Genomic DNA, 25,807 nt, shown 5'->3' on the forward strand with positions numbered 1-25,807 from the left:
AGGTTGTGGATTCCTTACGGCCGCCGGATTCCGTGGCCGAGCACGCCCCGATGGTGTTCGAATGAGTGCGTGAACTCTGAACAAACCGAGGAGCCGCGGCGGCGCGCCGAGGAGGGCACCCCGGTCGGCCGCCGGGTGTTCCTCGGCACCATCGGCCTCGGCGCGCTCGGTCTGGTGACCGCGCCGGTGCTGCAACGCATGACCGAGACGGTCCTCGGCGCCTTCTCCGGCAAGGACCCCACGGGCCTGACCGGACTCCTCCCGAACGGCGGCGGTTTCCGCTACTACTCGGTGACCGGGTCCGTGCCGGACAAGACCGCGGCGAACTACCAGCTGAAGATCGACGGCCTGGTCGACAAGCCGCAGACGTACACCCTGGCCGACCTGCGGGCCCTGCCGCAGACCAAGCTGGTCAAGGACGTCCAGTGCGTGACCGGCTGGCGGGTCCCCGACACGCCCTTCGAGGGCGTCCGCCTCTCCCATCTGCTGGACCTTGCGGGCGTCCGGGACACCGCCAAGGCGATCCACTTCACCTGCTTCGACGGCGCGTACACCGAGAGCCTCACCCTCGACCAGGCGCGCCGGCCGGACGTCCTGGTCGCGCTGCGCATGCAGAACAAGGCCATCACCCACGACCACGGCGGCCCGGTCCGCCTCTACGTCGCCCCCATGTACTTCTACAAGTCGGCCAAGTGGCTCTCCGGCATCACGGTCACCGACAAGGTCGAACCGGGCTACTGGGAGAACCTCGGCTACGACGTCGACGCCTGGGTCGGCCGCTCGAACGGACGTGACGATGAGCCTACGAACTGAGGCCCCGGCAGCCACCGACCGGCTGCGCCGTTTCACCCCGGCCGAGCGCTGGATCCACCGCACGACGGCACTGCTGATGGGCCTGTGCGTCGCGACCGCCGCCTGCCTCTACATCCCGCAGCTGGCGGTCCTCGTCGGCCGCCGCGAACTGGTCGTCCGCATCCACGAGTGCGCGGGCCTCGCCCTTCCGGTCCCGGTCGTGCTGGGCCTCGCCTCCCGCGCCTTCCGCAGGGACCTCGGCTTCCTGAACCGCTTCGGTCCCCACGACAAGCTGTGGCTGGCGGCCGTCCTGAGCCGCGACAAGCGCCCGTCCTCCCGGCCGGCGGGCAAGTTCAACGCGGGCCAGAAGATCTACGCGAACTGGATCGCCGGCGCGACCCTCGTCATGCTCGGCACGGGGCTCCTGATGTGGTTCACCCACCTCGCCCCGCTGATGTGGCGCACCTCGGCCACCTTCGTCCACGACTGGCTCGCCCTGACCATCGGCGTCGTCCTGGCCGGCCACATCGGCATGGCCCTGGGCGACCCGGAGTCCAGACGGGGCCTGCGCACGGGCACGGTGAGCCGCGACTGGGCCAAACGCGAACACCCACTGTGGCGGCCGTAGCCGCGCGGGGCCTGCCGAACGCGCTCCGACGGCGTGCCGGGCGCCGCCGTATCCCGCCGTCGTGGCTGATCACCGTTGCGGCGGGGAAACCCGCGAAAGCCGCCGACCCAGTCCCGCGACGCGCCCCGCAGGACCCGTCAGAAGCGCTCCGGACATCGCTCCGAAGCGCTCCGGACTTCGGTCGGGAGCGCTTCGGTGGATTGTCGGGCGGCAACGGTGGATTCCGCCGCCCGCCGTCCTCCTGCCGCAACGGTGACCAGCCGAGACGACGGAGTCCGGCGGTGCCTCGCCGGCCGCGCTGCCGGACCTCGCCGGCGCGGTGGAGAGAACCGTGAAGGCCGTGGTCTTCCTCGCCCCGCGAGGCCGTTCACGCTGCCGCTCCCCACGTCCCGTCGCGACGGCGATCAGCCGGGACGGCGGAGTCCGGCGGTGCCGAGTTGCGTGTGCACCGCCGGACTCCGCCGTCCCGTACCGCCCCTAGATCACCAGGGACAGCAGCAGCACCAGGCCGCCGGCGACCACCGAGATGATCGTCTCCATCACCGACCAGGTCTTGAGCGTCTGGCCGACGGACAGGCCGAAGTACTCCTTCACCAGCCAGAACCCGGCGTCGTTGACATGGCTGAAGAACAGCGAGCCCGCGCCGATGGCCAGGACGAGCAGGGCGGTGTGGGCGGTCGACATGTCGGCGGCCAGCGGGGCCACCAGGCCCGCCGCGGAGACCGTGGCGACCGTCGCGGAGCCGGTCGCGAGACGGATCGCGACGGCGATCAGCCAGGCCAGCAGCAGGGCCGGGATCGACCAGTCCTTGGAGATCTCCAGGATCATCTGGCCGGCGCCGCAGTCGATCAGCGTCTGCTTGAAGCCGCCGCCCGCGCCGACGATGAGAAGGATGCCCGCGATGGGCATGAGCCCCTTCTCGACGGTGTGCGAGAGCCGCTCCCGGGAGAACCCGGCCGGCCGGCCCAGCGTGAACATGCCGACTATCACGGCCGCGAGTAGCGCGATCAGCGGCGAGCCGACGACGTCGAAGACGCGCTGGACGGTGTGCGACGGGTCGTCGACGACGATGTCCACCAGTGCCTTGGACAGCATCAGCGCGACCGGCAGCAGGACGGTGGCGAGGGTGGCGCCGAAGCCGGGGCGGTTCTCCAGTTCCTCGGACGGGCGCTGCGGGAGCATCCGGTCGGGGGCCTGCACGTCCACCCAGCGGGCGGCGACCTTCGAGAACAGCGGGCCGGCGATGATCACGGTCGGGATCGCGACCAGGACGCCGAGGGCCAGGGTGACGCCGAGGTTCGCGTGGACCGCGTCGATCGCGACCAGCGGGCCGGGGTGCGGGGGCACCAGGCCGTGCATCACGGACAGCCCGGCGAGGGCCGGGATGCCGATGCGCATCAGGGAGTAGTGGCCGCGCTTGGCGACCATCAGGACCACCGGGATCAGCAGCACGATGCCGACCTCGAAGAACAGCGGCAGTCCGACCACGGAGGCGATCAGCACCATCGCCCAGGGCATCGCCCGGCCGCCGGCCCTGGCGAGGATCGTGTCGACGATCTGGTCGGCGCCGCCGGAGTCGGCCAGCAGCTTGCCCAGGATCGCCCCGAGCGCGATCAGGACGCCCACGCCGGCGACGGTGGTGCCGAGCCCGGTGGTGAAGCTGGTGATGACCTTGTCGAGCGGCGCCCCGGCGAACGCGCCGAGCGCGAGCGAGCCGATGGTCAGCGCCAGGAAGGCGTGGAGCTTGAACTTGGTGATGAGCAGGACGATGACGGCGAAGCCCAGCAGGACGGCGATGCCGAGCCGGGCGTGTCCGGCCGAGGTGATGGGCGCGACGGTGTCCGCTGCCAGCATCTCGACGCTGAGTCTGGTCACGGTGGTTCCTTGCAGTTGTGAGGGCGGAGACTGGGTGATTACTGCGGGGTGAGGTCGGGCAGCGCGCCGAGCGCGCGCACGGCCCGTGCCGTGATCTCCTCGGGGGTGCCCGAGACCTCCACGGCGACACCGGCCTCGTCCGGCTCCAGCGGCTGGAGCGTGGCGAACTGGGAGTCGAGCAGCGTGGTCGGCATGAAGTGGCCCTGCCGGTGCGACATCCGGTCCTCGATGAGCCGCCGGTCGCCGGACAGGTGCAGGAACACGATGCCGGGGGCCGCGGCGCGGAGCCGGTCGCGGTACGACCGCTTCAGCGCGGAGCTGCTGACCACCCCGCCGAGTCCCGCCCGGCCGTGCGCCCAGGCGCCGATGGCGTCCAGCCACGGCCACCGGTCGGCGTCGTCGAGCGGGTGACCGGCCGACATCTTGGCGATGTTGGCCGGCGGGTGGAAGTCGTCGCCCTCGGCGTACGGGACGCCGAGCCGGGCGGCGAGCAGGGGACCGATCGTGGTCTTGCCCGTGCCGGCGACGCCCATCACCACGATGACGTGAGGGGTCCGCATCACTGCCTCGCTGTCCTTCCTCGAGGAGCGGCACCGGCGTACGACATCCGGTGTCGGCCTCACTGAAACCCATTAGGTACGACGAATTCAAGAGTCTGTGACATATAAGTCTGACTTTTTGGCTCGGTGATCCACTCGGTACGCTGAGTGCATGAGCACACCGGGCCGGGGCCTGCACGGCCGAGTACTGGACGCCTTGGGCCCCGCCATCACCGCCGGCGAGTACCCGCCGGGCAGTGTCCTGCGCACCGACGAACTGGCCCAGCACTTCGAGGTCTCACGCTCCGTGATGCGCGAGGCGGTCCGGGTCCTCGAATCCATGCACCTGGTCGAGTCCCGCCGCCGGGTGGGCGTGACCGTCCGCCCGAAGGCGGAGTGGAACGTCTACGACCCGCAGGTGATCCGCTGGCGCCTGGCCGGCGCCGACCGCCCGCACCAGCTGCGCTCGCTCACCGTGCTGCGCTCGGCGATCGAGCCCGTGGCGGCGGGCCTGGCGGCGCGGCACGCCACGGCCGGGCAGTGCGCCGAGCTGACCGAGTGCGCCCTCGGCATGGTGGCCCACTCGCGCGGCCACAGGCTGGCGGAGTACCTCTTCCACGACGTGGCCTTCCACCGGGTGATCCTGGCGGCGTCGGGCAACGAGATGTTCGCCCGGCTCGGCGACGTCGTGGCCGAGGTCCTCGCGGGCCGTACCGAGCACGAGGTCATGTTCGAGGACCCCGACCCGGCCGCCGTCACCCTGCACGTCCAGCTCGCGGAGGCGGTCCGCGAGGGCGACGCCCCGCGCGCGGAACAGCTGACCCGCGAGATCACCGCGGGTGCCCTGCAGGAGCTGGACATCCTGGCGCCGTAGCGCCGCGGCCCTACTGCGCCGGGAACTCCCCGTCCAGGTACACCCAGGCCCCCTCGACCCGCTCGAACCGGCTGCGCTCCAGCAGCGAGCCGTCGCGGAACGAGGCGCGGAAGGTCACCGTGCCGGTGGCGTGGAAGGCCGAGCCGTCGGTCGCCGCCAGGATCTCCAGACCCGTCCACCGCATCCCGGGGTCCAGGTCGAGCCGGGCCGGGCGGGTCCGGGGATGCCAGGTGCGCAGCAGGTACGGCTCGTCCCGCCTGACGAAGGCGCTGTAGCGCGAACGCATCAGCGCCTCGGCGGTGGGCGCCGCCGCCTCGCCGCGGTGGAACCGGCCGCAGCAGTTCTCGTACGTCTCCGGCAGACCGCACGGGCAGGCGGCGGGCTGCTGCCGGGGTCGCTTCGGTGTCACGAGCCCGCCCTCCTACGCCGACTCGGCGTTCGTGGGCGGCTGGGCCGGGCGGGCGGGGACGGCCAGGGTGGGGAGCGCGGGCAGCGCGGTGCGGTGCACCCAGGCGTCGAGGAGGCCGTCCAGCGGCTCGTCCGCGAACCGGTTGACGTGGGCCGTGAACATCGCGGTCGTCACCGACCCGCCCCGGTGCAGCCCCGCCCACGCGCGCAGCATGTGGAAGAACCGCTCGTCGCCGAGCGCGCAGCGGACCGCGTGGATCGTGACCCCGCCCCGCTCGTAGACCCGGTCGTCGAACATCGCCTTCTTGCCCGGCGCGGCGATCCGGATGTCCTGCGGCAGCCCGGAGAGCATCCGGTGCGCGATGGCGGCCAGTTGCTGCGCGCTGCGGCCCCCGGACCGTTCCGACCACAGCCACTCCGCGTACTTCGCGAGCCCCTCGTTCAGCCAGATGTGCCGCCAGTCGGCGATGGACACGCTGTTGCCGAACCACTGGTGCGCCAGTTCGTGTGCGACCAGCCGCTCCGAACCCCGCGCCCCGTCCACGTGGTTGGCGCCGAACAGGGACAGCCCCTGGGCCTCGACGGGGACGTCGAACTCCTCGTCGGCGACGACCACGGCGTACTCGTCGAAGGGATACGGCCCGAACAGCCGCTGGAACAGGTCCATCATCGCGGGCTGCCGCGCGAAGTCCCGGGAGAACTCCGGGAGCAGCTGCGCCGGTATGTGCCCGTGCATCGGGATCCCGCCGAAGCCGGGGTCGCCGAGCAGCACCGTCTGGAACTTCCCGATCGCGACGGTCACCAGGTAGCTCGACGTCGGCGCGGCCTGCTCGTACACCCAGGTCGTCGTGGACGCCTTCGTGGTGCGGGTCAGCAGCCGGCCGCCGGCCACCACCGAGTACGCCGACGGGCAGGTGACGGAGAGCAGGTACGACGCCTTGTCGGCCGGCCGGTCGTTGCACGGGAACCAGGAGGGCGCGCCGACCGGCTGGCTGGCCACCAGCGCGCCGTCCGTCAGCTCCTCCCAGCCGATCCCGCCCCAGGGGCTGTTGACCGGCCTGGGGTTGCCGGACCAGTGGATCTCCACGGTGAAGGCGGCCCCGGCACGCAGCGGCTTCGCCGGCTTGATCCGCAGCCGGCCGCCGCGGTGCGTCCAGTGCGGCTGGCGGCCGTCCACCCGGATCCGGCCGATCTTGAAGTCGGCCAGGTTCAGCTGGAACTCGGGCAGGGCCGCCCGGCCCGCGATCGCGTTGATCCGGACCGCGCCCGACAGTCGGTTCGGTCCCGGCCGGTAGTCCAGCGTGAGCTCATAGCGATGCACCCGGTACCGGGAATCGCCGTTGTCCGGGAAGTACGGGTCCGGACCCGCTGACTGCTGCACTGCCACTTCCGCGTTCGCTCCCTGCGCTGTGCTCGAACCGTCCCTCGGTGCGCCGATGCCCGCGCCCCCCACCGGACGGCCCGCGCTCAGGGACGCCATGCCTCGATCGGGTTGCCGAGCCAGCGGGTGTCGTCGGGGACCGACTCCGCCGCCATGACGAGCGACGCGGGGCCCAGGGTGGTGCGGGCCCCGACCGTGCTGCCGGGCAGCACGATCCCGCCAGGGCCCAGGGTGGCGCCCTCACGGAGAACCACAGTATCCGTCCGCAAGATCCGGTCGTGGAAGAGGTGAGTCTGCAGGACACAGCCGCGGTTCACGGTGGCCGCGTCCTCCAGTGTGACCAGATCCGTCTCCGGCAGCCAGTAGCTCTCCACCCAGACACCCCTGCCGATGCGCGCGCCGAGGCCGCGCAGCCAGGCCGTCAGCACCGGCGTACCCGGCACCGAGCCGGCCAGCCACGGCACCGCCAGCACCTCGACGAACGTGTCCGCCAGCTCGTTGCGCCACACGAACGAGCTCCACAGCGGGTGCTCCCCGCTGCGGTGCCGCCCGACCAGAGCCCACTTGGCAAGCACCGCGACCACGCCCGCGACCGCGCCGGCGCCGAGCAGCACCAGCCCCGAGAGGAGCGGTGCCCAGGCACCCAGCGCGCACAGCGCGGCCACCGTCAGCCCCGCCAGCGCCACCGAGCACAGCACCGGCACGATCCGGCACGCCTCCACCAGTGCCCGCGCCCACAGCAGCCGGGCGGGCGGTTCGTAGGTCCGGGCCTGGTCGCCGTCGGCCGCGCTGCGCGGCAGCTTCACCGGCGGCAGCCCCAGGTACGACGTGCCCTTCTTGGCCTTCTTCGGCGTCGCCGACAGCACCCCCACCAGACCGCCGTCCGGCACACTCCGGCCCGGCGCGGTCATCCCGGAGTTCCCGAGGAACGCCCGCCGCCCGATCTCCGCACGCCCGATCCGCACGTACCCGCCGCCGAGCTCGTACGGCGCGGTCAGCGTGTCGTCGGCCAGGAACGCGCCCTCGCCGACCGTCGTCAGGCTCGGCAGCGCGAGCACGGTCGACACCTCGGCCCCGCGCCCGATCCGCATCCCGAGCAGCCGCAGCCACACCGGCGTGACCAGCCCGGCGTACAGCGGGAACAGCGTCTCGCGGGAGCGGTCCATCAGCTGGGACACCGTCCACGCCTGCCAGCCGGTCCGGCTGTGCGTCGGGTAGGTGCCGGTGCGCAGCCCCAGGCTCAGCAGCCGTACGGAGACCAGGATCAGCAGGGCGTACGCCAGCCCGAAGGCCAGGGTGGCCGGGACCAGCGCGACCGCCGCGCCCCGCAGGGCCGCGGCCAGGCCGTCGCCGGAGGCCACGAAACACCCGGCGACCAGCAGCGCCGCGGCACCGGACAGCACCGGGAGCGCGCTGAGCCCGAGCCCGGTCAGGCCGTACATCACCCGCCAGTAGGTGCCGCGCTGCGGCCGGTGCTTGGGCCAGTTCCGCTTGGCCTTGCCCAGCTTGACGGCGGGGGCGCCGGCCCAGCGCTGGCCGGTCGGGATCTGCCCGGTGACCGCCGAGCCCGGGGCCACCTCGGCGCGCTTGCCGACGCGGGCGCCAGGGAAGAGCATGCTGCGGGTCCCGACGACGGCGTGGGCGCCGATCCGGACCTGGCCGATCACCAGCCGGTCGCCGTCCAGCCAGGAGCCGGACAGGTCCACCTCGGACTCCACGGCCGCGCCCCGGCCGACCCTGAGCAGACCGGTGACCGGCGGCAGCGAGTGCAGGTCCACCTCGGGGCCGATCTTGGCGCCGAGCGCCCGCGCGTACCGCTCCAGCCAGGAGCCGGTCAGCGCGGTCGCCCCGGCGAACTCGGCCAGCCGCTCCGCCGTCCACAGCCGCAGGTGGACGGCGCCGCCGCGCGGATACGTGCCGGGCTTCACGCCCCGCAGCAGCAGCCGCGCGCCACCCGCCGCGATCACGATCCGGCCGGGCGGGGTGAACAGGGCGAGGGCCCCGAGGCCGACCAGCCACCAGGGTGCCGTGGGCAGCCGGCCGTAGCCGCCCAGCACGTTGCCGAGCGCGGCGAGGACCACCGTCCAGCGCAGCCCGAGAAGGGTGAACAGGGGGAGCAGGAGCAGCAGCTGCACGCACTGGGCACTGCGCGGCACGGGCGCGATGGTGCGCTCCGCACCGTCGTCCTGCACGGACTCCTCGAGGCGACGGGCCAGCTTGCGCAGCACGGGCTGCTGGTAGATGTCGAGGACGGCCGCGCTCGGGTAGCGGGTGCGCAGCCGGGTGGTGAGCTGGGCGGCGGACAGGCTGCCACCGCCGATCGTGAAGAAGTCGTCGGCGGCGCTGCTCACCGGGATGCCGAGGACCTCGGTCCACTGCTCCGCGAGCCAGGCCTCGGTGCCGTACAGCTGCTCGGCCGGACCGCCGGTCTCCAGGCCCTCCAGGGGCCACGGGAGGGCGTTGCGGTCGACCTTGCCGGAGGTGCGGGTGGGCAGCTCGGCGACCGGCGCGAGGAGCGGCACCAGGGCCGCGGGCAGCTCGGCGCGCAGCTTCTCGACGGCCGCCGCGTGGTCCCAGCCGTCCTGCGTGACGACATAGCCGACCAGGAGCTGGTTGCCGCTGCGCGCGGTCCGTACGGCCGCCGCCGCGCCCGCGACGCCGGGGAGCGCCTGCAGGGCCGCGTCGACCTCGCCCAGCTCGATCCGGCGCCCGCCGAGCTTGATCTGCTCGTCGGCGCGCCCGAGGAAGACCAGCCCCTCGGCGTCGGCGCGCACCAGGTCACCGCTGCGGTACGCCCGCTCCCAGCCCAGCGACTCCAGCGGGGCGTACTTCTCGGCGTCCTTCCCGGCGTCGAGGTACCGGGCGAGCCCGACCCCGCCGATCACCAGCTGACCGCTCTCGCCCATCGCCACGGGCACGCCCGCCTCGTCCACGACGGCGAGCTCCCAGCCGTTCAGCGGCAGCCCGATGCGGATCGGCTCCTCGCCGGTCATCAGGGCCGCGCAGGCGACGACGGTGGCCTCGGTGGGGCCGTAGGTGTTCCAGACCTCGCGGCCCTCGGTGACCAGGCGCTGGGCCAGCTCGGGCGGGCAGGCCTCGCCGCCGAAGATGAGGAGGCGGACGTCGTTGAGGGTCTCGGGCTCCCAGAGCGCGGCCAGGGTGGGCACGGTCGAGACGACGGTGATCTCCTGCTCGACCAGCCAGGGGCCGAGGTCGGCGCCGCTGCGCACCTGGGAGCGGGGCACGGGCACCAGGCAGGCGCCGTAGCGCCAGGCGAGCCACATCTCCTCGCAGGAGGCGTCGAAGGCCACCGAGAGGCCGGCCATGACCCGGTCGCCGGGCCCGATCGGCTCCTCGGCCAGGAACAGCGCGGCCTCGGCGTCCACGAAGGCGGCCGCGCTGCGGTGGGTGACGGCGACGCCCTTGGGCCTGCCGGTGGAACCGGAGGTGAAGATGATCCAGGCGTCGTGCTCGGCGCCGGGACGCCCGGAGGGCTGCCGGGCCGTACGGCGTACGTCGATGTGCAGCCCCTCGCCGAGGACGGCCGCCACCTCCGCCTCACCGAACACCAGGGCGGCCCGCTCGTCCGGGTCCTCGGCGTCGACCGGGACGTAGGCGGCGCCGGCCGCGAGCACGCCGAGAACGGCGATGTACAGATCGTTGGTTCCGGACGGCACCCGCACGCCCACGCGGTCCCCGAGCCCGATCCCGGCCTCCGTGAGCCGCCGCCGCAGCCGCGCCACCTCCGTGGCCAGTTCGCGGTAGGTGAGCCGGGCGGTGCCGTCGTCCAGCGCGGGCTCGTCGGGATACGCCCGTACCGTTGCGTCGAACACGTCCACGAGCGTGCGCGGCGATCCCGCCGCCCCGGCCGAGAACCGTGCCGTGTCCCCGAACTCCTCGCGGATCTCTTCGTCGAGCAGGCCGAGAGCACTGCTCTCGTCAATCGCTGCCATCCGGTCCTCGCGTTTCGTACCCGGAACCTCCGGGGTGCCGGCGGGCCCGCAGGTCTGCCTGGGGTTGTCCGGCTCCGGCTGGGTGACAAGCCGGAAATATTAGTACGACGCTAGGCTCGCGTTCATCTGACAGCCACCTGGAAGCAGCCGTTCGGGGCAGTCCCTTGACGATCGAGCGACCTCTGACCAGGGATTCTCCGTGCCCGGCGAGAGATGGCCCACACAGCGTGAGGCAGGCCAACTCCATGTGTTCGGCGGCCCCGTACGACAACGGCCGGCCCGGCGGCGAGGAGGGGGGAGATCGCCGCGGAACCGGCCGTCGCCGTGGGGGGTGGAGGAAACGTCAGGGCGCGCCGGACGTCACGCGGCGCTCACCTCGGCCCAGATGGACTTGCCCCAGGGCAGGTTGCCCACGCCCCAGCGGCCCGAGCAGAGCGCGTCGAGGATCAGCAGACCGCGCCCGCGGTCGCGTTCGACCGAGATGGGGCGCAGCCGGGGATGGCGGCCCAGCGGGTCGTGCACCTCGACCCGGGTCCGGGAGCCGTCGGAGTCGATGACGAGACGGACCGGGTCGTCCGGGTCGGTCTCGTAGCGCAGGGAGTTGGTGACCAGCTCGCAGGTGACCAGGGCGACCGCGTCGATGTGGTCGCGGGAGGCGTCGGGGGTGTGGTGCGCGATGAAGTCGCTCACGAACAGCCGGGCGGCTTTGGCCGACTGAGGCTCGCTGGCCAGTAACAGGACCGGCGGCGGGGCGACTTGCAGGGGGCGGGGGTCGGTCGTGGTGCTCCGCTGGCGTTCGATCATGTGCATCCCCTCACGGGCATGTCCCAACGCAGGCACAGTGGTTCGCCATGCGAGTGCGGTCACTGTCGTATTTCCCGGATTCATGGTGCCTTCACGACACAGTCGATCGCAATACGTCCCACGAGATGTGAAATATTGCGCATCGCCTTGAGAGACTTGCGGCACAAGTCGCCAGTCGGTGGCGGGGGTCGGGGCGGCACGGGCAGACTGTCGGGCAGTTCACCGGAGAGAAGGGGGAGTCCGTGAGCACGCCCACGGTGCGCCGACGACGGCTCGGTGCGAAGTTGCGCGAACTGCGCGGCGAACTCACCCTCGACGAGGTCGCCGAGCACTCCAAGGGCGTCTTCGTCTCCTCCAAGCTGTCCCGGATGGAGACGGGCAAGACCGCCCCCAAGGCAGCGGACATCGAGGCGCTGCTCCACCTCTACGGCGAACTCGGCCGCGACGTCAGCGACGAACTGCGCGCGGCCCTGATCACGCTCACCAAGGAGGGCGGCCGGCGCGGCTGGTGGCACTCGTACCGGGGCGTCCTCACCCCGGTGTACGAGGACCTGATCAGCCTGGAGGCGGAGGCCGAGACGGTCTCCACCTGGCAGCTGGGCATGGTCCCCGGACTGCTCCAGACCGCCGAGTACGCCCGCGAGATCATCCGGGCGACCGCCATGTCCGAGGCGGTCGAGGCACGGGTCGACGCGCTCGTCGAGGTACGGCTGGCACGCCAGGCCGTCCTCACCCGGGACAGCGACCCGCTGGCACTCTGGGCGATCATCTCCGAACAGGCCCTGCGCTCCACCACCGAGGATCCCGCCCTGATGTACGAGCAGTTGGGGCGCCTGCTTACGATGGGGCGGCGTCCGAACATCAACATCCAGGTGCTGAGATCGGACGCTCCCCTCCACGCCGGGCTCACCGGCACCTTCAGCATCCTGGGCTTCGGTCCGCACACGGACCTGGACGTCGTCCACCAGGAAGGGCTGACCTCCGCCCTGTACATCGAGGAACGTGATCGGGTCTCCACGCACCGGGCCGCGTGGCAACGCCTCACGTCTGCCGCCGAGTCCGTCGAGGCGTCGGTGGAGCTGATCACCCAGATAAGGAAGAACGAATAGCGAATGAAGCACGTTGACGACGCGTCGACTCTGCCGGTGACCTGGTGGAAGTCCTCGGCGTCCGCATCACAGTCCGACTGCGTGGAATGCGGGATCGTCGACGAGGCGACGACCGCCGTCCGCGACAGCAAGCGGCCCGACGGGCCCGCGCTCCTGCTGGACCGCGCCACGCTCCGTGCGTTCACCTCCGCCGTGGCCCTCCGTGACGGCCGAATAGGCGGCCTGGACGGCCTCGGCTGAGAGAGCGGCGTCCACCGACGAGGTGGCCGCCCGCGCTCTGCTCCCGAACCGCCCGGAAAACCAAGAAACCCCTGCTCAGCAGGGGTTTCTTCGTGATTTCTGCGTGGTGTCCGAGGGGGGACTTGAACCCCCACGCCCGATAAAGGGCACTAGCACCTCAAGCTAGCGCGTCTGCCATTCCGCCACCCGGACAAGGTGTGTGTCGTGCGAGACGTTCCGTGCTGGTCTCCCTCGCGGCGACGGAGGAAACACTACCAGGCTTTCGGGGGCGGTCGATCACACCCTGTTTCCGGGCCCGCGGGCGTGAACGGCGTGTGACGGGCCGGGACCGGCCTTGGGCTCCGAGCGGGAAGGGAGAGAGGATGGCGGGGACCGGGCGGCAGTGACAGCGGAAGGAAGCAGCGTGAGCGAGACGGACACGGCCAGGGGCGTCACCGGCGAGGACGAGGTCGTGGACCTCTGCCGCGAGCTGATCCGGTTCGACACCAGCAACTACGGCGACCACTCCGGCCCCGGTGAGCGCAAGGCCGCGGAGTGGGTCGCCGAGAAGCTCGCGGAGGTCGGCCTGGAGCCGAAGATCTTCGAGTCCCATCCGGGCCGCGCCTCGACGGTGGCCCGCATCGAGGGCGCGGACCCGACCAGGCCCGCTCTCCTCATCCACGGCCACCTCGACGTCGTACCGGCCAACGCCGACGACTGGACCCACCACCCGTTCTCGGGCGAGGTCGCGGACGGGTGCGTGTGGGGCCGGGGCGCCGTCGACATGAAGGACATGGACGCGATGACCCTGGCGGTCGTGCGGGACCGGCTGCGCAGCGGCCGCAAGCCGCCCCGGGACATCGTGCTGGCGTTCCTCGCCGACGAGGAGGCCGGCGGCACCTGGGGCGCCCGGCACCTGGTCGACAACCACCCGGACCTCTTCGAGGGCGTCACCGAGGCGATCAGCGAGGTCGGCGGCTTCTCCTTCACGGTGAGCGAGCAGCGTCGGCTCTACCTGATCCAGACGGCCGAGAAGGGCATGCACTGGATGAAGCTGAAGGTGGCCGGCACCGCCGGGCACGGCTCGATGATCCACCGCGACAACGCGATCACCGAACTCTCCGAGGCCGTCGCCCGGCTCGGCCGGCACAGGTTCCCGGTCCGGGTCACCAAGACCACCCGGGCCTTCCTCGACGAGCTGGGCGACGCGCTCGGCACCGAGCTGGACCCCGAGGACATGGAGTCGACGCTGGCCCGGCTCGGCGGCATCGCCAAGCTGATCGGCGCGACCCTCGGCAACACCGCCAACCCCACCCAGCTGAACGCCGGCTACAAGGTCAACGTCATCCCCGGCGAGGCCACCGCCCACGTGGACGGCCGCTTCCTGCCCGGTCACGAGGAGGAGTTCCTCGCCGACCTCGACCGGATCCTCGGCCCGAACGTGGTCCGCTCGGACGTGCACTCCGACAAGGCCCTGGAGACCAGCTTCGACGGGGCCCTGGTGGAGGCCATGCAGTCCTCGCTGCTCGCCGAGGACCCGACCGCCAAGGCGATCCCCTACATGCTCTCCGGCGGCACCGACGCCAAGTCCTTCGACGACCTCGGCATCCGCGGCTTCGGCTTCGCGCCGCTCAAGCTGCCGCCGGAGCTGGACTTCGCGGGCATGTTCCACGGCGTGGACGAGCGGGTGCCGGTGGACGGGCTGCAGTTCGGCGTCCGCGTCCTCGACCGCTTCATCGACGCGTCGTGAAGCACGCGTCGTGAGGCAATGGCTTCAGGTAATCGGGCGGCTGTGCGAAGTCGACTGAGAAGAGTGAATGCGACGATAAGCTCGTAGCCCCATTACTCCCTCCTCGTTACATCTAATGCGATCCGCTACTTGGAATCGCATTGCCAACAAGGAGGAATAATGCTCAAGAAGGTCGTCGCTGCTGCGGCTGCCACTGGTGGTCTGGTTCTCGCGGGTGCGGGCCTGGCCGTCGCCGACTCGGGTGCCCAGGGCGCTGCCGTGGGTTCCCCGGGTGTCATCTCCGGCAACGTGATCCAGGTTCCCGTGCACGTCCCGGTGAACGTCTGCGGCAACACGATCTCCGTGATCGGGCTGCTGAACCCCGCCTTCGGCAACACCTGCATCAACAAGTGACGCCGACTCCCTGAGGGGGCGTCTTTCCGTCGGCCCCGGAGCGCGCGCCATGCGCTCCGGGGCCGACCGGTTTTTCCGCAGGGTTTTCCCTGCGGTGAATGCTAGGTCAGGATCCAAGGCAGGGGGGAATTCATAAAATGCGACAGGGTACCCGCAAGGGCCTTATGACAGTGGCCGCGGCGACCGGTGTGATCGCCGCGGCGGGCGGTTACGCCCACGCCGACTCGGGAGCGGTCGGCTCCGCCACCGACTCACCCGGTGTGCTCTCCGGCAACACGGTGCAGGCGCCGGTACACGTGCCGGTGAACGTCTGCGGCAACACCGTGAACGTCGTCGGCGTCCTCAACCCGTCGATGGGGAACAAGTGCGCCAACCCCGGCGGCCGTGGAGGCGCTTCGACGAGCTACGGCGACTCCGGAGGGTACGGCGATCACGGCGGCCACGCCGGCCACGGGGGCTCGCACGCCGGAGGACACACCTCGGGCTCGCCCGGCGTCGGTTCGGGCAACACCGTGCAGGCGCCGATCGACGTCCCGGTCAACGTCTGCGGCAACAGCGTCAACATCATCGGCGTCGGCAACGCCGCGCTGGGCAACGAGTGCGCCAACGAGAGGGGTTCCGGACACACTGGGCACCCCGGCCACCCCGGCCACCCCGGAAATCCAGGACATCCGGGCGGTGGTCACCCCACGCAGCCGCCCGGCCACGGCACGCCCCCCGGGCACGGGGGAGACGGGAGCAACCCGCCCGGGAAGCCGGGAACCCCCGGAACTCCGGGTCAGCCGGGACACCCCGGGACCCCGGGCCAGCCGGGGACTCCGGGCCAGCACCCGGGTACGCCCCCCGCTCACTCCGGGAACCACACCGTCCCCACCGGTTCCCACGGCTCCAGCCACGTCCAACCGCTGGGCGGCGCCTCGGTGAGCCGGCCGGTCACCGCGGCGCAACTCGCGCACACGGGCAGTGACGTGCCGCTGGGGCTCGCGCTCCCGGCGGGCGCGGGTGCGCTGCTCGCGGGCGCGGTGCTCTACCGCAGGGCGCGCGCCGCGGCGTAGCTCACGCACGGTGACGCACCGGCTGCGGTGCGTGGAGCGGAGCGGGCCCCGTCGACGCGGGGCCCTTTCCGTCAGTCGGCCAGTCTCACCATGTGGCACGCACCTGGCGGATGATCCGCCGGCGCAACCGCACCCTGCGGCTGCCGTCGCGCATGAGGCTCAGTCGGTCCAACTCCCAGTGTCCGTACTCGGCATGGTCCGTCAGCAGACGTGTCGCCTCGTTGCGGGACACCCCGCGAGGAACGTACACGTCGACAAATTCGTATTCCGGCATCGCATCTATTGTGCGGGCTGGTGCCCGGTACGGATAGCGTCTGCACTATGTCTGATGCTGCGCAGCCCACCGCTGCCGAGGTACGCGCCGCCGCCGAGGCGGTCAAGACCGCGCTCGACCGCCATCTGGCCGCGGTCGAACGCAGGTCGGGGGAGGACGACCCGGCTGTCTACGAGGCGTTCAACCAGCTGGCCGCGGCCGCCGAGGTCTACGACGAGCTCCTGTACGACCGCTACGACGAGGTCACACCCTTCGAGATCCCCGGTACGGACGACGCGCTGCCGCCGTACGCGGGCCCCGAGGAGCCGAACGCGATCAGCGTGCTGATCCGCCGCGACTACGCGGTGGCGGAACCACAGCGGCTGCTGGCACAGGCCCAGCGGGTCGAGGCGGCGGAGTACGACGACGGCCCCGGCGCGGACGGGGACGCGGCGGGCACGATCCACGGGGCGCTGGGCGTCCTGTTCGGCGAGTTCGAGCCGGACGAGATCGCCTCCCGGCACAAGGAGTTCGGTCTGGAGGAGGGCGACTCCACGCTCTGGGTGACCGCGGCGGACGAGCCGGCCGAGCCCGGCGAGTGGCTGGAGGTGCCCTTCGAGGGCGTCGACCCGCAGCGGGTGGTGTGCCGCTTCGACGTCAGCGCCGTCTTCGACGACGAGGACGGCGACGACACGGCGGAGACCGACGAACTGGACGAGCTCGACCTGGACGAGGACGAGGATCTGGAGCCGCTGGACGCGGAGCGCTGATCCGCCGGGCGGCGGTGCCACCCGGCGGCCGAGGCCGGACGGACACCGCAGCCCGACCCCGTCGCGGCCGGTCGCCGTCGCCGCGGAAGCGGAACCGGTGGCGGAGAGCGGTGGCGGAACCGGTCAGTCCGCCGCCGGAACCTGTGTCTTCAGCAGCAGCGGAAGTCGGGTCGTCCGCGGCTTCGGCAGAATCTCGGCCACCGCCTTCGGCAGCGCCTGCTCCACGCCGTGGACCACCGACAGATGGCGCTCCGCCCGGCTGAACGCCGTGTACACCCAAGGACGGCTGAGGGACTGGACCGCGTCCCCCGGCAGCACCACGACCGCCGCCGCCCAGCGGCTGCCCGCGGCCTGGTGGGCGGTCAGGGCCCAGCCGTGGCGGACGGACTGCTCCACCCGTTCCTTCGGTACGACCACGGGCGCGCCCGCGCACGACAGGTGCAGCCCGTCGGTGTCGGCCGTCACCACCTCGCCCGGCACCGTACGGCCCGGCGCGGGGGAGTGGACGATCCGGTCACCGGGGTCGAAGCCGCCGAAGCGGCCGGGGCCCGGATTGAGCCGTTCCTTGAGCGCGGCGTTGAGGGCACGGGTGCCGGCCGCTCCGCCGTGACCCGGGGTGATCACCACGGTCTGCCCGGCGGGGACGCCGATCGCGCGCGGCACGGAGTCGGCGACCAGCTGCACCGTTCGGTGCACCGCCTCGCCCGCGTCCCGCACCGGCACGATCACGACCTCCTTGCCGGGCGCCTCGACCTGGGTGAGCTCGCCCACGCCGATCCCGGAGACCAGCTCGCCGAGCGGTCCGGGGTCGGGCGTACGGGAGGCGACCTGCGGGCACACCCGGGCCGCCAGCAGGTCGGCGAAGACCCGCCCGGGGCCCGCGGACCACAACGCCGCCGGATCCCCGCTCAGCACCAGCCGGGCGCCGTCGGGCAGCGCCTCCACGAGCATCGCCGCACCCTCCACGTCCAGCTGGGGCGCGTCCAGCACGATCAGCAGGTCCAGGGCCAGGGCGCCGTCCGTGTCCCGGCCGGGTCCCGCGGCGCCGGAGAGCAGGTCGGCGACGGTGCCCACGGCTCCCTCGCCGCCCGCCAGGCGCCGGCCGCCGTCAGGGGTGTGGGTGGCCGCGAAGGCGCGCAGTCCGGCCGCACGGGCGGCGCCGAGCAGGGCCGCGGGCTCGGCGCGGGCCGCCTCGCCGCCGGTGTGCAGCACCAGGCCGTGCCCGGCGACCGCCCGCGCCAGCTCCGCCGCGCCCCCGGAGGCCGCCGCCGCGGCCGCCTCCCACGGGTCCGAGGTGTCCTTGGTCACGGAGCTGACCAGCCGGGCCAGCCCGTCGGCGAGGCTCTCCTCGGCCAGCGCGTACCGCTCCAGGGCGACCAGGACCCGGACCGGCCGCTCCTCCTCGTCGTCCTCGGGCTCCGGGGCGCCCGGATCCAGCAAGTCCCGGAAGACCAGCGCCTCGCCCTCCGCGAGCGCGTCCTGCACGGCCGCCTCCGGGTCGGGCACCGCGCCCCGGGCCAGCGCGGCGGTGAGCGCCGGCATCTCCAGCGCGGTGTGCCCGGCCACGGCCGCCTGCTCCAGCAGCCAGCCGGTCACCGCGCGGCCGCGCCGCTCGTCGTCCGGACCGCACTCCGCGCCCAGCAGCGCCCGCGCGAACCCGTCCGCCTGGTCCGGCCGCACCCCGGTGACCCGGAGCAGCTGCCAGGGGTCCTCCCGCAGCAGCGTCTCCGCGCCCTCGCCAAGAGCGGCGGCGACCTGGGGCGCGAGCGACTCGGGCGCACCGCCGTCGGCCAGGACCCGGCGTACCGCCCCGATCGTCTCCGTGCCGGGCCCGGCGGCGGCCGGCGCCGGCTGGGGCCGCCGCACCGGCTCCGGAGCGGGGGCCGCCGGGCGCGGGGACGGCTCCGGGGCGGCGAACACGGTCGTCGCCGGCTTCCCGCCGCCCTCCACGGCCCGGACCGCCGCGAGCAGGTCGGCCGCCTTGCCGCTGAGCTTGGCCCCGCTCTCGATCGGCGCCGCCTTCTCGGCCTTCCGCCGCTCGATGCGCTCCCGCTCGATCCGCTGAGCCGCCAGCTCGGCCGCGGCCGCGGACTGCTCGCCCGAGCCTTCGCCGCTTGCCGCGTCGCTGTCCGCCGCTCCGGAGACCGCCCCGGCACTCTCGTCGCCGTCCGCCCCGTCCGCCCCGTCGGCCTCGCCGTCCGCCGTGTCGCCGCTCTCCGCCGCCCCGGCGGCCCGCACGTCGCCCGCGGCCCCGTCGCCGGCGCCGCTCGCTCTGTCGGTGAGGTGGCCGGTCTCCGTCGTCCCCCCGGCCGTCGTGCCCTCGTCGGCCTCGGGCTTGGCGCCCAGCCCCGGCTCCGTGCTCACAGCGTGCTCCAGTCGTGATCGGGATAGCGGTGCACGGGCGCCGACACGTCGTCGAGGGCCCGGCAGATCTCGTCAGGAAGCGTAAGCGCCTCCACTGACAACGCACCCGCGAGCTGCTGCGCGTTGCGCGCGCCGACGATCGGCGCGGCCACGCCCGGCCGGTCCCGCACCCACGCGAGCGCCACCTGGAGCGGGGTGACCGCGAGCCCGTCCGCCGCCGTCTGCACCGCGTCCACGATCCGGGTCGCGGTGTCGTCGAGGTAGGGCTCGACGAACGGCGCCAGATGCTCGGAGGCGCCGCGCGAGTCCGGGGGAGTGGAGTGCCGGTACTTCGCGGTCAGCACGCCCCGGCCCAGCGGGGAGGACGGCAGCAGGCCGATGCCCAGGTCGAGGGCGGCGGGCAGCACCTCGCGCTCGACGCCCCGCTGGAGCAGCGAGTACTCCAGCTGGGTGCTGGCCAGCCGGGTGCGGGTGCCCGGCGCCGCGAGCTGCCAGGTCGCCGCCTTCGCCAGCTGCCAGCCGCAGAAGTTGGAGACCCCGGCGTACCGCGCGCGACCGCTGCTCACCGCCAGGTCGAGGGCCTGGAGCGTCTCCTCCAGCGGGGTGTCCGGGTCGTAGGCGTGCACGTGCCAGACGTCGACGTGGTCGGTGCCGAGGCGGGCCAGGGAGGCGTCCAGCGCGGCGAGCAGGTGGCCGCGCGAGCCGTCGAAACGCCGGTCGGGGTCGGGGACGCTGCCCGCCTTGGTCGAGATGACCAGGTCCCGGCGCGGCACCAGCCCTTCTATGAGCTGCCCGAGCAGGTACTCGGCCTCGCCGTCGCCGTACACGTCCGCGGTGTCGACGAGGGTCCCGCCGGCCTCCCAGAACGCCTTCAGCATGTCCGCGGCGTCGTGCTCGTCGACGTCCCGGCCCCAGGTGAGGGTGCCGAGTCCGATTCTGGACACACGCAGGCCGGTACGGCCGAGATGCCTCTGCTCCATGCCCGCGAGATTACTGGCCAGAGCTGGTGCGTTGGGTTGCCTGTGGATAACCGATTTCCCCAGACGGGGGGGAGTTCGAAGGGACGGGACTCGCCCGGCCAAGGGGCGCGGGACAGTACCGATGTGCGGCTCCGCCGCGTGGGCCCGACCAGCCCCCACGACCCGCAGCCGGACCACGAGCGATCCCCCACACGGAAATCCCCACGCTAAGGTCTCTCGCAACAGCGACGTTACTGATCGGTAAGGGGAACGGCCATGCAGCTCGGGATCAACCTCGGCTACTGGGGCGCCGGGATGGACGGGGACAATCTGGCCGTGGCGCAGGAGGCCGAGCGGCTCGGGTACGCCGTGTGCTGGGCCGCCGAGGCCTACGGCTCCGACGCCGCCACCGTGCTCAGCTGGGTCGCCGCCCAGACCGAGCGCATCGACGTCGGCTCGGCCATCTTCCAGATCCCGGCCCGGCAGCCCGCCATGACCGCGATGACCGCCGCCACCCTCGACTCCCTCTCCGGCGGCCGCTTCCGGCTCGGCCTCGGCGTCTCCGGACCGCAAGTCTCCGAGGGCTGGTACGGCGTCAAGTTCGACAAGCCGCTCTCCCGCACCCGCGAGTACGTGGAGATCGTGCGGAAGGCGATGACCCGGGAACGGCTGTCGTACGAGGGCGAGCACTGGACGCTGCCGCTGCCGGGCGGCCCCGGCAAGCCGATCAAGCTGACCGTGCATCCGGAACGCGAGCGCATCCCGGTCTACATCGCCGCCATCGGCCCGAAGAACCTGGAGCAGACCGGCGAGATCGCCGACGGCGCGCTGCTGATCTTCCCCTCCGCCGAGCACCTGGAGGAGACGGCCGTGAAGCACCTGCGCGCGGGCCGGGAGAAGGCCGGCCGGACCCTCGACGGATTCGACATCTGCCCGACGCTGCCGCTCGCCGTCGGCGACGACAAGGACGTGGCCTCGCTCGCCGACACCTTCCGGCCCTACACGGCGCTCTACGTCGGCGGCATGGGCAGCCGCAAGCAGAACTTCTACAACCAGCTCGCCCAGCGCATGGGCTACGAGCGGGAGGCCGCCGAGATCCAGGACAAGTACCTGTCCGGGGACAGGGACGGGGCCGCGGCCGCCGTACCGCAGGAGCTGATCGACCAGACCACGCTGCTCGGCTCCGTGGACCGGATCGCCGACCGGATGAAGGCCTACGCGGCCGCCGGGGTCACCACCCTCTCCCTCGCGCCCGCCGGCTTCGCGCTGGAGGAGCGGCTCGCCTCGCTGCGGGCCGGCGCCGAGGCCCTGGAGCGCGCCGGCCTCGCGTGAACACCTGAGAGGCGAGAGAAGTCCACGGCCGTGGTGGGGGCTCGGGGGGTCTTCCCCGCCACGGCCGTCACGGAGAACAACGCGCCCGCGCCCGCGCGGTTACGCCCCGGGGTGACCCCGCCGCTCCTCCTTTCGGCCGAGTTCGCCCGCACACCTGTTGCAGCCACTCCGGCGCGGCATTTGACTCGTTCTTTGCGGGTCTGGTGAGTCCTCCGGAGAGGTGCCCACGATGCTTTCGGCCAGGAGTCTGTTCCAGGAGATCCTCGACAACGACGAGTCCTTCCGGCTCTTCTGCTCCATCGCGGCCAGCGGGGAGTCCCAGGGCGGCTGGGAGAACGCGCGGATCGCCGCGCTGGTACCGCGGAGCGAACGCGCCCTCGCCCCCAAGATCGCCCGCCACGGCGCCGACGAGGACAAGCACGGGCGCATCTTCCACGCCCTGCTCAGGAAGCGCGGGCTGGCGCCGGTCCCGGTGCCGGCCGACACCGACTACACGATGATCCTGGAGCGGCACGGCATCGGGCTCGCCCACGACCGGCTCCGCGCCGACCGGCCGCTCACGGTGCCGGACGTCGTCGCCTACCTGGCCCACAGCCGGGTCACCGAGCAGCGCGCCTCCGAGCAGATGAAGCTGCTGCGCCGGTACTTCGCCGACCACCCGGACGTGGGCCGCGCGGTGCGCATGATCTCCGCCGACGAGGACAACCACCTCGCCTACTGCCACGAGGAGCTGCTCCGGTTCGCCGCCGCCGGGCACGGCCGCACCATCCAGCGCACGCTCCGCGCGTGCGCCCTCGCCGAGATCCGCGTCCACCGGAACGTCAGCCTCGCCGTCATGACCCACATGGGCCGCATCCTCGGCTGGCCCAGGGCCAGGTCCGCGCTCCTGGCGTCCGGAATCCACGCCGTCTACGCCTACGAACGCGCCGCCGGCTGGCGCCGCATGGTCTCCCTGCGGATGCCGGAGCACAGGAACGCCCTGGGCGGCCCCGCGACGCCCGCCCCCGAGTTCGCCTGAGCCCGCGGGCCGCGCGCCTCCCTCACATCCACCCGCGGCGCTTGAACAGCCGGTACAGCGACAGCTCCAGCACGACCATGAGCATGATCACCGCCGGGTACCCCCAGAACCAGTGCAACTCGGGCATGTGATCGAAGTTCATGCCGTAGATTCCCGCGATCAGCGTCGGTACCGCGGCCATGGCCGCCCACGCGGAGATCTTCCGCATGTCGTCGTTCTGCCGCACGCTCATCTGCGCGAGATGGGAGCTGAGGACGTCCGACACCAGCCGGTCCAGGCCCTCCACGCTCTCGTTCACCCGCGTCAGGTGGTCGTTGACGTCCCGGAAGAACGGCCGGGCCTCCGCGGGCACGAAGGGCACCGTCACGCCGCTGCCGTACTGGCCCACCCCCGCCAGCTTGGTCATGGGCAGCGCCAGCGGCACGGTCGCCCGGCGGAACTCCAGGATCTGCCGCTTGAAGGTGTAGATCCGCGACGCGGTGTGCCGGGAGCCGCCGCCGGTCGGCGAGAACACCTCGGCCTCCAGCTCCTCCAGGTCGGTCTGCAACTCGGTCGCGACCTCCAGGTAGTGGTCCACGATCGCGTCGGAGATCGAGTACAGCACCCCTGTCGGCCCGTGCTTCAGCATCTCGTGCTGCTCCTCCAGGTGCCGCCGGATGTCGCCGAGCGGCGACGGCGTCCCGTGGCGCACGGTGACCACGAAGGAGTCCCCGATGAAGATCATCAGCTCGCCGGAGGTCACCGTGTCGCTCTTCGGCTCGTACGTCACCGGCTTCAGGACGACGAACAGCGAGTCGTCGTACACCTCGAGCTTCGGCCGCTGGTGCGCGCTCAGGGCGTCCTCCACGGCCAGCGGATGCAGCCCGAACTCGTCGGTGACCAGGTCGAACTCGCGCTCCGTCGGCTCGTACAGACCGATCCACAGAAAGCTGTCGCCACGCGCGCGTGCCTCCGCGAGCGCATCGGAGAAGTCCTGCGGTGTCTCCGTCCGCTCCCCGTCCCGGTAGATGGCGCAGTCGACGATCACGGAGCGTATTCTCTCGTCGCCCGCCCGCCTGCGCACTTCGGGGTGCGCCTACCCTGGGCCGCATGCCCACGCTGATCCTCGTAAGGCACGGACGGTCCACCGCCAACACCTCGGGCGTACTCGCCGGGTGGTCGCCGGGCGTCGCCCTCGACGAGCGCGGGGCCGCCCAGGCCGCCGCGCTGCCCGGCCGGCTCGCCGGGCTGCCCATCTCCGAGCTCGTCACCAGCCCGCTGCAGCGCTGCCAGGAGACGGTCCGCCCGCTGCTCGACGCCCGCCCCGGGCTCACCGCCCACACCGACGAGCGGATCGGGGAGGCCCATTACGGCGACTGGTCCGGCCGCAAGCTCGCCGAACTCAAGGACGAGCCGCTGATGGAGGTCGTCCAGGCCCATCCGTCGGCGGCCGCCTTCCCCGGTGGCGAGTCCATGCGCGCCATGCAGACCCGCGCCGTCGAGGCGGTCCGCGAGTGGAACGCGCGCGTGGAGCGCGACCACGGCCCGGACGCCGTCTTTCTCATGTGCTCGCACGGTGACATCATCAAGTCCCTCGTCGCGGACGCGCTCGGTCTGCATCTCGACCTCTTCCAGCGGATCTCTGTGGAACCGTGTTCCATCACCGCGATCCGTTACACCCGTCTCAGGCCGTTTCTCGTTCGTCTCGGGGACACCGGGGATTTCGCCTCCCTTGCCCCCCGCGAGGAACCCCCGGGGGAAGACGCCGCGGTCGGTGGCGGCGCCGGCGCGCCGTGATCGTCAGCCGCAGTAGGGTGAAGCGATCCACGTAGGCGGCTCCCCGGCCGCGTGGTCGCCCGCCCGAAGCCCACGCACTCTCGACTCATGGAGACAGGACGTGTCCCGTCAGGTGTTCCTCTACGATCCGCCGGACCGCTTCGTCGCGGGCACGGTCGGAATGCCCGGACGCCGTACGTTCTTCCTCCAGGCCACGGCCGGCCCCCGGACGACCAGCGTGGCCCTGGAGAAGACCCAGGTCGCCGCCCTCGCCGAACGCATGGACGAACTCCTCGACGAGGTCGTGCGCCGCAGCGGCGGCAACGCGGCCGTGCCCGCCGTCGCGCCCACCGAGATCAGCGACAGCGCCCCCCTCGACACCCCCGTGGAGGAGGAGTTCCGCGTCGGCACCATGGCGCTCGCCTGGGACGGCGAGGAAGAGCGCATGATCGTCGAGGCGCAGGCCCTCGTGGAGCTGGAGGCCGACTCCGAGGAGGACCTCGCCGAGGCCGAGGAGCGGCTCCTGCAGGACGAGGAGAACGGGCCCCCGATGCTGCGGGTCCGGCTGACCGGCGCGCAGGCCAGGGCCTTCGCCAAGCGCGCCCTGGACGTCGTCAACGCCGGGCGGCCGCCGTGCCCGCTGTGCAGCCTCCCGCTCGACCCGGAAGGACACGTATGTCCGCGCCAGAACGGATACCGCCGCGGAGCGTGACCGCCGCCGAGCTGCTCGCCCGCGGTGAGCTGACGGTACGCGGCCGCATCCGCGACGCCTCCAACGCGGCACTGTTCTGCACGGTCGCGCTCGACGGCCGCGAGGTGTCCTGCGTCTACAAGCCGGTCGCGGGGGAGCGCCCGCTGTGGGACTTCCCCGACGGCACCCTCGCCCAGCGCGAGGTGGCCGCCTACGAGGTCGCCGCGGCCACCGGCTGGGACCTGGTCCCGCCCACCGTGCTGCGCGACGGCCCGTACGGCGAGGGCATGGTCCAGCTGTGGATCGACGTCGACCCCGAGGGTGCCGAACTGCTCGGCCTGGTGGACGCGGAGGAGCCCGAGCCCGGCTGGAAGGCGATCGGGCTCGCCGAGGTCGGCGACGGCAAGACGGCGCTGCTGGTGCACGCGGACGACGAACGGCTGCGCCGGCTCGCCGTCCTCGACGCGGTCATCAACAACGCCGACCGCAAGGGTGGCCATCTGCTGCCCACCGCCGACGGCCGGCTCTACGGCATCGACCACGGCGTCACCTTCAACGTCGACAACAAGCTGCGCACCCTGCTGTGGGGGTGGGCGGGTGAGGACCTGACCGGCGAGGCCGTCGAGGTCCTCAAGGGCCTGCGCGAGGCCCTTGGCGGGCCGCTGGGGACCCGGCTGGCCGAACTGATCACCGCGGCGGAACTCGACGCGACGCGCGCGCGTGTGGAGACGTTGCTCACCGCCGGCAGGCATCCGGAACCCAGCGGCGAGTGGCCGGCCATCCCCTGGCCGCCCGTATAGCCCCCACCAGCACATTCCGGCCCAGAGATCAAGACTGCCTTCCCGGCCGTCCGGTTCGTATACCGAACTCGGGTCCGGTTACGCT

General features: G+C 72.5%; 24 protein-coding genes and 1 tRNA gene. 14 read left to right on the forward strand and 11 right to left on the reverse strand.

What is annotated here, in order from left to right; genetic code table 11:
• The first annotated feature begins 69 nt into the window (after positions 1–69).
• On the forward strand, positions 70–813 hold the full coding sequence (locus tag BLW82_RS34080; RefSeq protein ID WP_093505016.1) for a molybdopterin-dependent oxidoreductase: 744 nt from the start codon (positions 70–72) through the stop codon (positions 811–813).
• Positions 797–1,420: a cytochrome b/b6 domain-containing protein gene (locus BLW82_RS34085; RefSeq protein ID WP_093505018.1), complete on the forward strand. Its 624-nt coding sequence runs from the start codon at positions 797–799 to the stop codon at positions 1,418–1,420. Before BLW82_RS34080 ends, BLW82_RS34085 begins: the two co-directional genes overlap by 17 nt.
• A gap of 477 nt (positions 1,421–1,897) precedes the next feature.
• On the opposite strand, the gene BLW82_RS34090 is transcribed toward BLW82_RS34085, so the two are convergent.
• Both BLW82_RS34090 and BLW82_RS34095 read right to left on the reverse strand, forming a co-directional pair.
• The gene (locus tag BLW82_RS34090; protein WP_093505019.1) at positions 1,898–3,295 is read right to left on the reverse strand and encodes a GntT/GntP/DsdX family permease; all 1,398 of its coding nucleotides are present in this window, start codon (positions 3,293–3,295) and stop codon (positions 1,898–1,900) included.
• Between the two features lie 38 nt (positions 3,296–3,333).
• The gene (locus BLW82_RS34095; RefSeq protein WP_093505021.1) at positions 3,334–3,855 is read right to left on the reverse strand and encodes a gluconokinase; all 522 of its coding nucleotides are present in this window, start codon (positions 3,853–3,855) and stop codon (positions 3,334–3,336) included.
• Positions 3,856–4,006: 151 nt separating this feature from the next.
• Between BLW82_RS34095 and BLW82_RS34100 the strand changes: the two genes are divergently transcribed.
• Entirely contained in the window at positions 4,007–4,708 is a 702-nt protein-coding gene (locus BLW82_RS34100) for a FadR/GntR family transcriptional regulator (RefSeq protein WP_093505023.1), read from the forward strand.
• A gap of 10 nt (positions 4,709–4,718) precedes the next feature.
• On the opposite strand, the gene BLW82_RS34105 is transcribed toward BLW82_RS34100, so the two are convergent.
• The 4 genes from BLW82_RS34105 to BLW82_RS34120 all read right to left on the reverse strand — a co-directional run bounded on the left by BLW82_RS34105 (position 4,719) and on the right by BLW82_RS34120 (position 11,254).
• Positions 4,719–5,117: a YchJ family protein gene (locus BLW82_RS34105; protein ID WP_093505024.1), complete on the reverse strand. Its 399-nt coding sequence runs from the start codon at positions 5,115–5,117 to the stop codon at positions 4,719–4,721.
• Between the two features lie 12 nt (positions 5,118–5,129).
• Complete coding sequence (locus BLW82_RS34110) at positions 5,130–6,503, reverse strand: M1 family metallopeptidase (RefSeq protein WP_093505026.1); 1,374 nt, start codon at positions 6,501–6,503, stop codon at positions 5,130–5,132.
• Between the two features lie 80 nt (positions 6,504–6,583).
• Positions 6,584–10,450, reverse strand: coding sequence for a Pls/PosA family non-ribosomal peptide synthetase (locus BLW82_RS34115; protein ID WP_093505028.1), 3,867 nt, complete (start codon positions 10,448–10,450; stop codon positions 6,584–6,586).
• Between the two features lie 360 nt (positions 10,451–10,810).
• Positions 10,811–11,254 (reverse strand): ATP-binding protein, encoded by a 444-nt coding sequence (locus BLW82_RS34120; RefSeq protein ID WP_093508422.1) that lies wholly within the window; start codon positions 11,252–11,254, stop codon positions 10,811–10,813.
• 242 nt (positions 11,255–11,496) lie between these two features.
• Between BLW82_RS34120 and BLW82_RS34125 the strand changes: the two genes are divergently transcribed.
• Together BLW82_RS34125 and BLW82_RS34130 are read left to right on the forward strand one after the other, a co-directional pair.
• Positions 11,497–12,363: a helix-turn-helix domain-containing protein gene (locus BLW82_RS34125; protein WP_093505030.1), complete on the forward strand. Its 867-nt coding sequence runs from the start codon at positions 11,497–11,499 to the stop codon at positions 12,361–12,363.
• A gap of 3 nt (positions 12,364–12,366) precedes the next feature.
• A complete protein-coding gene (locus BLW82_RS34130; RefSeq protein WP_093505032.1) occupies positions 12,367–12,603 on the forward strand; it encodes a DUF397 domain-containing protein in 237 nt (78 codons plus the stop codon).
• Positions 12,604–12,707: 104 nt separating this feature from the next.
• On the opposite strand, the gene BLW82_RS34135 is transcribed toward BLW82_RS34130, so the two are convergent.
• Positions 12,708–12,795 (reverse strand) — tRNA-Leu (locus BLW82_RS34135).
• Between the two features lie 211 nt (positions 12,796–13,006).
• Between BLW82_RS34135 and BLW82_RS34140 the strand changes: the two genes are divergently transcribed.
• The 3 genes from BLW82_RS34140 (at position 13,007) to BLW82_RS46095 (ending at position 15,780) form a co-directional block, all read left to right on the forward strand.
• Positions 13,007–14,332, forward strand: a complete 1,326-nt coding sequence (locus BLW82_RS34140) for a M20/M25/M40 family metallo-hydrolase (RefSeq protein ID WP_093505033.1) — start codon at positions 13,007–13,009, stop codon at positions 14,330–14,332.
• A 159-nt stretch (positions 14,333–14,491) separates the two neighbouring features.
• Entirely contained in the window at positions 14,492–14,725 is a 234-nt protein-coding gene (chpH, locus tag BLW82_RS34145) for a chaplin ChpH (RefSeq protein ID WP_046732802.1), read from the forward strand.
• 137 nt (positions 14,726–14,862) lie between these two features.
• Positions 14,863–15,780 (forward strand): chaplin, encoded by a 918-nt coding sequence (locus BLW82_RS46095; RefSeq protein WP_093505035.1) that lies wholly within the window; start codon positions 14,863–14,865, stop codon positions 15,778–15,780.
• 85 nt (positions 15,781–15,865) lie between these two features.
• Here the strand turns inward: BLW82_RS46095 and BLW82_RS34155 are convergent, their stop codons facing one another.
• Complete coding sequence (locus BLW82_RS34155) at positions 15,866–16,054, reverse strand: DUF5703 family protein (RefSeq protein WP_093505037.1); 189 nt, start codon at positions 16,052–16,054, stop codon at positions 15,866–15,868.
• A 47-nt stretch (positions 16,055–16,101) separates the two neighbouring features.
• Between BLW82_RS34155 and BLW82_RS34160 the strand changes: the two genes are divergently transcribed.
• Positions 16,102–16,803, forward strand: coding sequence for a hypothetical protein (locus BLW82_RS34160; protein ID WP_093505039.1), 702 nt, complete (start codon positions 16,102–16,104; stop codon positions 16,801–16,803).
• A gap of 123 nt (positions 16,804–16,926) precedes the next feature.
• Here BLW82_RS34160 and BLW82_RS34165 read toward each other — a convergent pair whose 3' ends face one another.
• Both BLW82_RS34165 and BLW82_RS34170 read right to left on the reverse strand, forming a co-directional pair.
• A complete protein-coding gene (locus BLW82_RS34165) occupies positions 16,927–19,167 on the reverse strand; it encodes a helix-hairpin-helix domain-containing protein (protein WP_371131440.1) in 2,241 nt (746 codons plus the stop codon).
• Positions 19,164–20,147: an aldo/keto reductase gene (locus BLW82_RS34170; RefSeq protein ID WP_093505040.1), complete on the reverse strand. Its 984-nt coding sequence runs from the start codon at positions 20,145–20,147 to the stop codon at positions 19,164–19,166. The genes BLW82_RS34165 and BLW82_RS34170 overlap by 4 nt, the downstream gene beginning before the upstream one ends.
• Positions 20,148–20,402: 255 nt before the next feature.
• Between BLW82_RS34170 and BLW82_RS34175 the strand changes: the two genes are divergently transcribed.
• Positions 20,403–21,458: an LLM class F420-dependent oxidoreductase gene (locus BLW82_RS34175; RefSeq protein ID WP_093505042.1), complete on the forward strand. Its 1,056-nt coding sequence runs from the start codon at positions 20,403–20,405 to the stop codon at positions 21,456–21,458.
• A gap of 229 nt (positions 21,459–21,687) precedes the next feature.
• Positions 21,688–22,476, forward strand: a complete 789-nt coding sequence (locus tag BLW82_RS34180) for a ferritin-like domain-containing protein (RefSeq protein WP_093505044.1) — start codon at positions 21,688–21,690, stop codon at positions 22,474–22,476.
• A gap of 22 nt (positions 22,477–22,498) precedes the next feature.
• Here the strand turns inward: BLW82_RS34180 and corA are convergent, their stop codons facing one another.
• Entirely contained in the window at positions 22,499–23,503 is a 1,005-nt protein-coding gene (gene corA, locus BLW82_RS34185) for a magnesium/cobalt transporter CorA (protein WP_177233163.1), read from the reverse strand.
• 62 nt (positions 23,504–23,565) lie between these two features.
• Between corA and BLW82_RS34190 the strand changes: the two genes are divergently transcribed.
• The 3 genes from BLW82_RS34190 to BLW82_RS34200 all read left to right on the forward strand — a co-directional run bounded on the left by BLW82_RS34190 (position 23,566) and on the right by BLW82_RS34200 (position 25,722).
• Entirely contained in the window at positions 23,566–24,252 is a 687-nt protein-coding gene (locus tag BLW82_RS34190; protein WP_093505046.1) for a histidine phosphatase family protein, read from the forward strand.
• 100 nt (positions 24,253–24,352) lie between these two features.
• Entirely contained in the window at positions 24,353–24,943 is a 591-nt protein-coding gene (locus BLW82_RS34195) for a DUF3090 domain-containing protein (protein WP_093505048.1), read from the forward strand.
• Entirely contained in the window at positions 24,907–25,722 is an 816-nt protein-coding gene (locus BLW82_RS34200) for an SCO1664 family protein (RefSeq protein WP_093505050.1), read from the forward strand. The genes BLW82_RS34195 and BLW82_RS34200 overlap by 37 nt, the downstream gene beginning before the upstream one ends.
• Positions 25,723–25,807: the final 85 nt, after the last annotated feature.

The organism is Streptomyces sp. Ag109_O5-10 (genome assembly GCF_900105755.1).
Classification (GTDB): Bacteria; Actinomycetota; Actinomycetes; order Streptomycetales; family Streptomycetaceae; genus Streptomyces.

Bases quoted from the DNA above. Each gene is read 5' to 3' on its own strand.
- BLW82_RS34115 (WP_093505028.1), bottom strand. From the start codon at position 10,450: ATGGCAGCGATTGACGAGAGCAGTGCTCTCGGCCTGCTCGACGAAGAG.
- BLW82_RS34190 (WP_093505046.1), top strand. From the start codon at position 23,566: ATGCCCACGCTGATCCTCGTAAGGCACGGACGGTCCACCGCCAACACC.
- BLW82_RS34085 (WP_093505018.1), top strand. From the start codon at position 797: ATGAGCCTACGAACTGAGGCCCCGGCAGCCACCGACCGGCTGCGCCGT.
- BLW82_RS34155 (WP_093505037.1), bottom strand. From the start codon at position 16,054: ATGCCGGAATACGAATTTGTCGACGTGTACGTTCCTCGCGGGGTGTCC.
- BLW82_RS34120 (WP_093508422.1), bottom strand. From the start codon at position 11,254: ATGATCGAACGCCAGCGGAGCACCACGACCGACCCCCGCCCCCTGCAA.
- BLW82_RS34100 (WP_093505023.1), top strand. From the start codon at position 4,007: ATGAGCACACCGGGCCGGGGCCTGCACGGCCGAGTACTGGACGCCTTG.
- BLW82_RS34130 (WP_093505032.1), top strand. From the start codon at position 12,367: ATGAAGCACGTTGACGACGCGTCGACTCTGCCGGTGACCTGGTGGAAG.
- BLW82_RS34200 (WP_093505050.1), top strand. From the start codon at position 24,907: ATGTCCGCGCCAGAACGGATACCGCCGCGGAGCGTGACCGCCGCCGAG.
- BLW82_RS46095 (WP_093505035.1), top strand. From the start codon at position 14,863: ATGCGACAGGGTACCCGCAAGGGCCTTATGACAGTGGCCGCGGCGACC.
- BLW82_RS34180 (WP_093505044.1), top strand. From the start codon at position 21,688: ATGCTTTCGGCCAGGAGTCTGTTCCAGGAGATCCTCGACAACGACGAG.
- chpH (WP_046732802.1), top strand. From the start codon at position 14,492: ATGCTCAAGAAGGTCGTCGCTGCTGCGGCTGCCACTGGTGGTCTGGTT.
- BLW82_RS34175 (WP_093505042.1), top strand. From the start codon at position 20,403: ATGCAGCTCGGGATCAACCTCGGCTACTGGGGCGCCGGGATGGACGGG.
- BLW82_RS34160 (WP_093505039.1), top strand. From the start codon at position 16,102: ATGTCTGATGCTGCGCAGCCCACCGCTGCCGAGGTACGCGCCGCCGCC.
- BLW82_RS34170 (WP_093505040.1), bottom strand. From the start codon at position 20,147: ATGGAGCAGAGGCATCTCGGCCGTACCGGCCTGCGTGTGTCCAGAATC.
- BLW82_RS34095 (WP_093505021.1), bottom strand. From the start codon at position 3,855: ATGCGGACCCCTCACGTCATCGTGGTGATGGGCGTCGCCGGCACGGGC.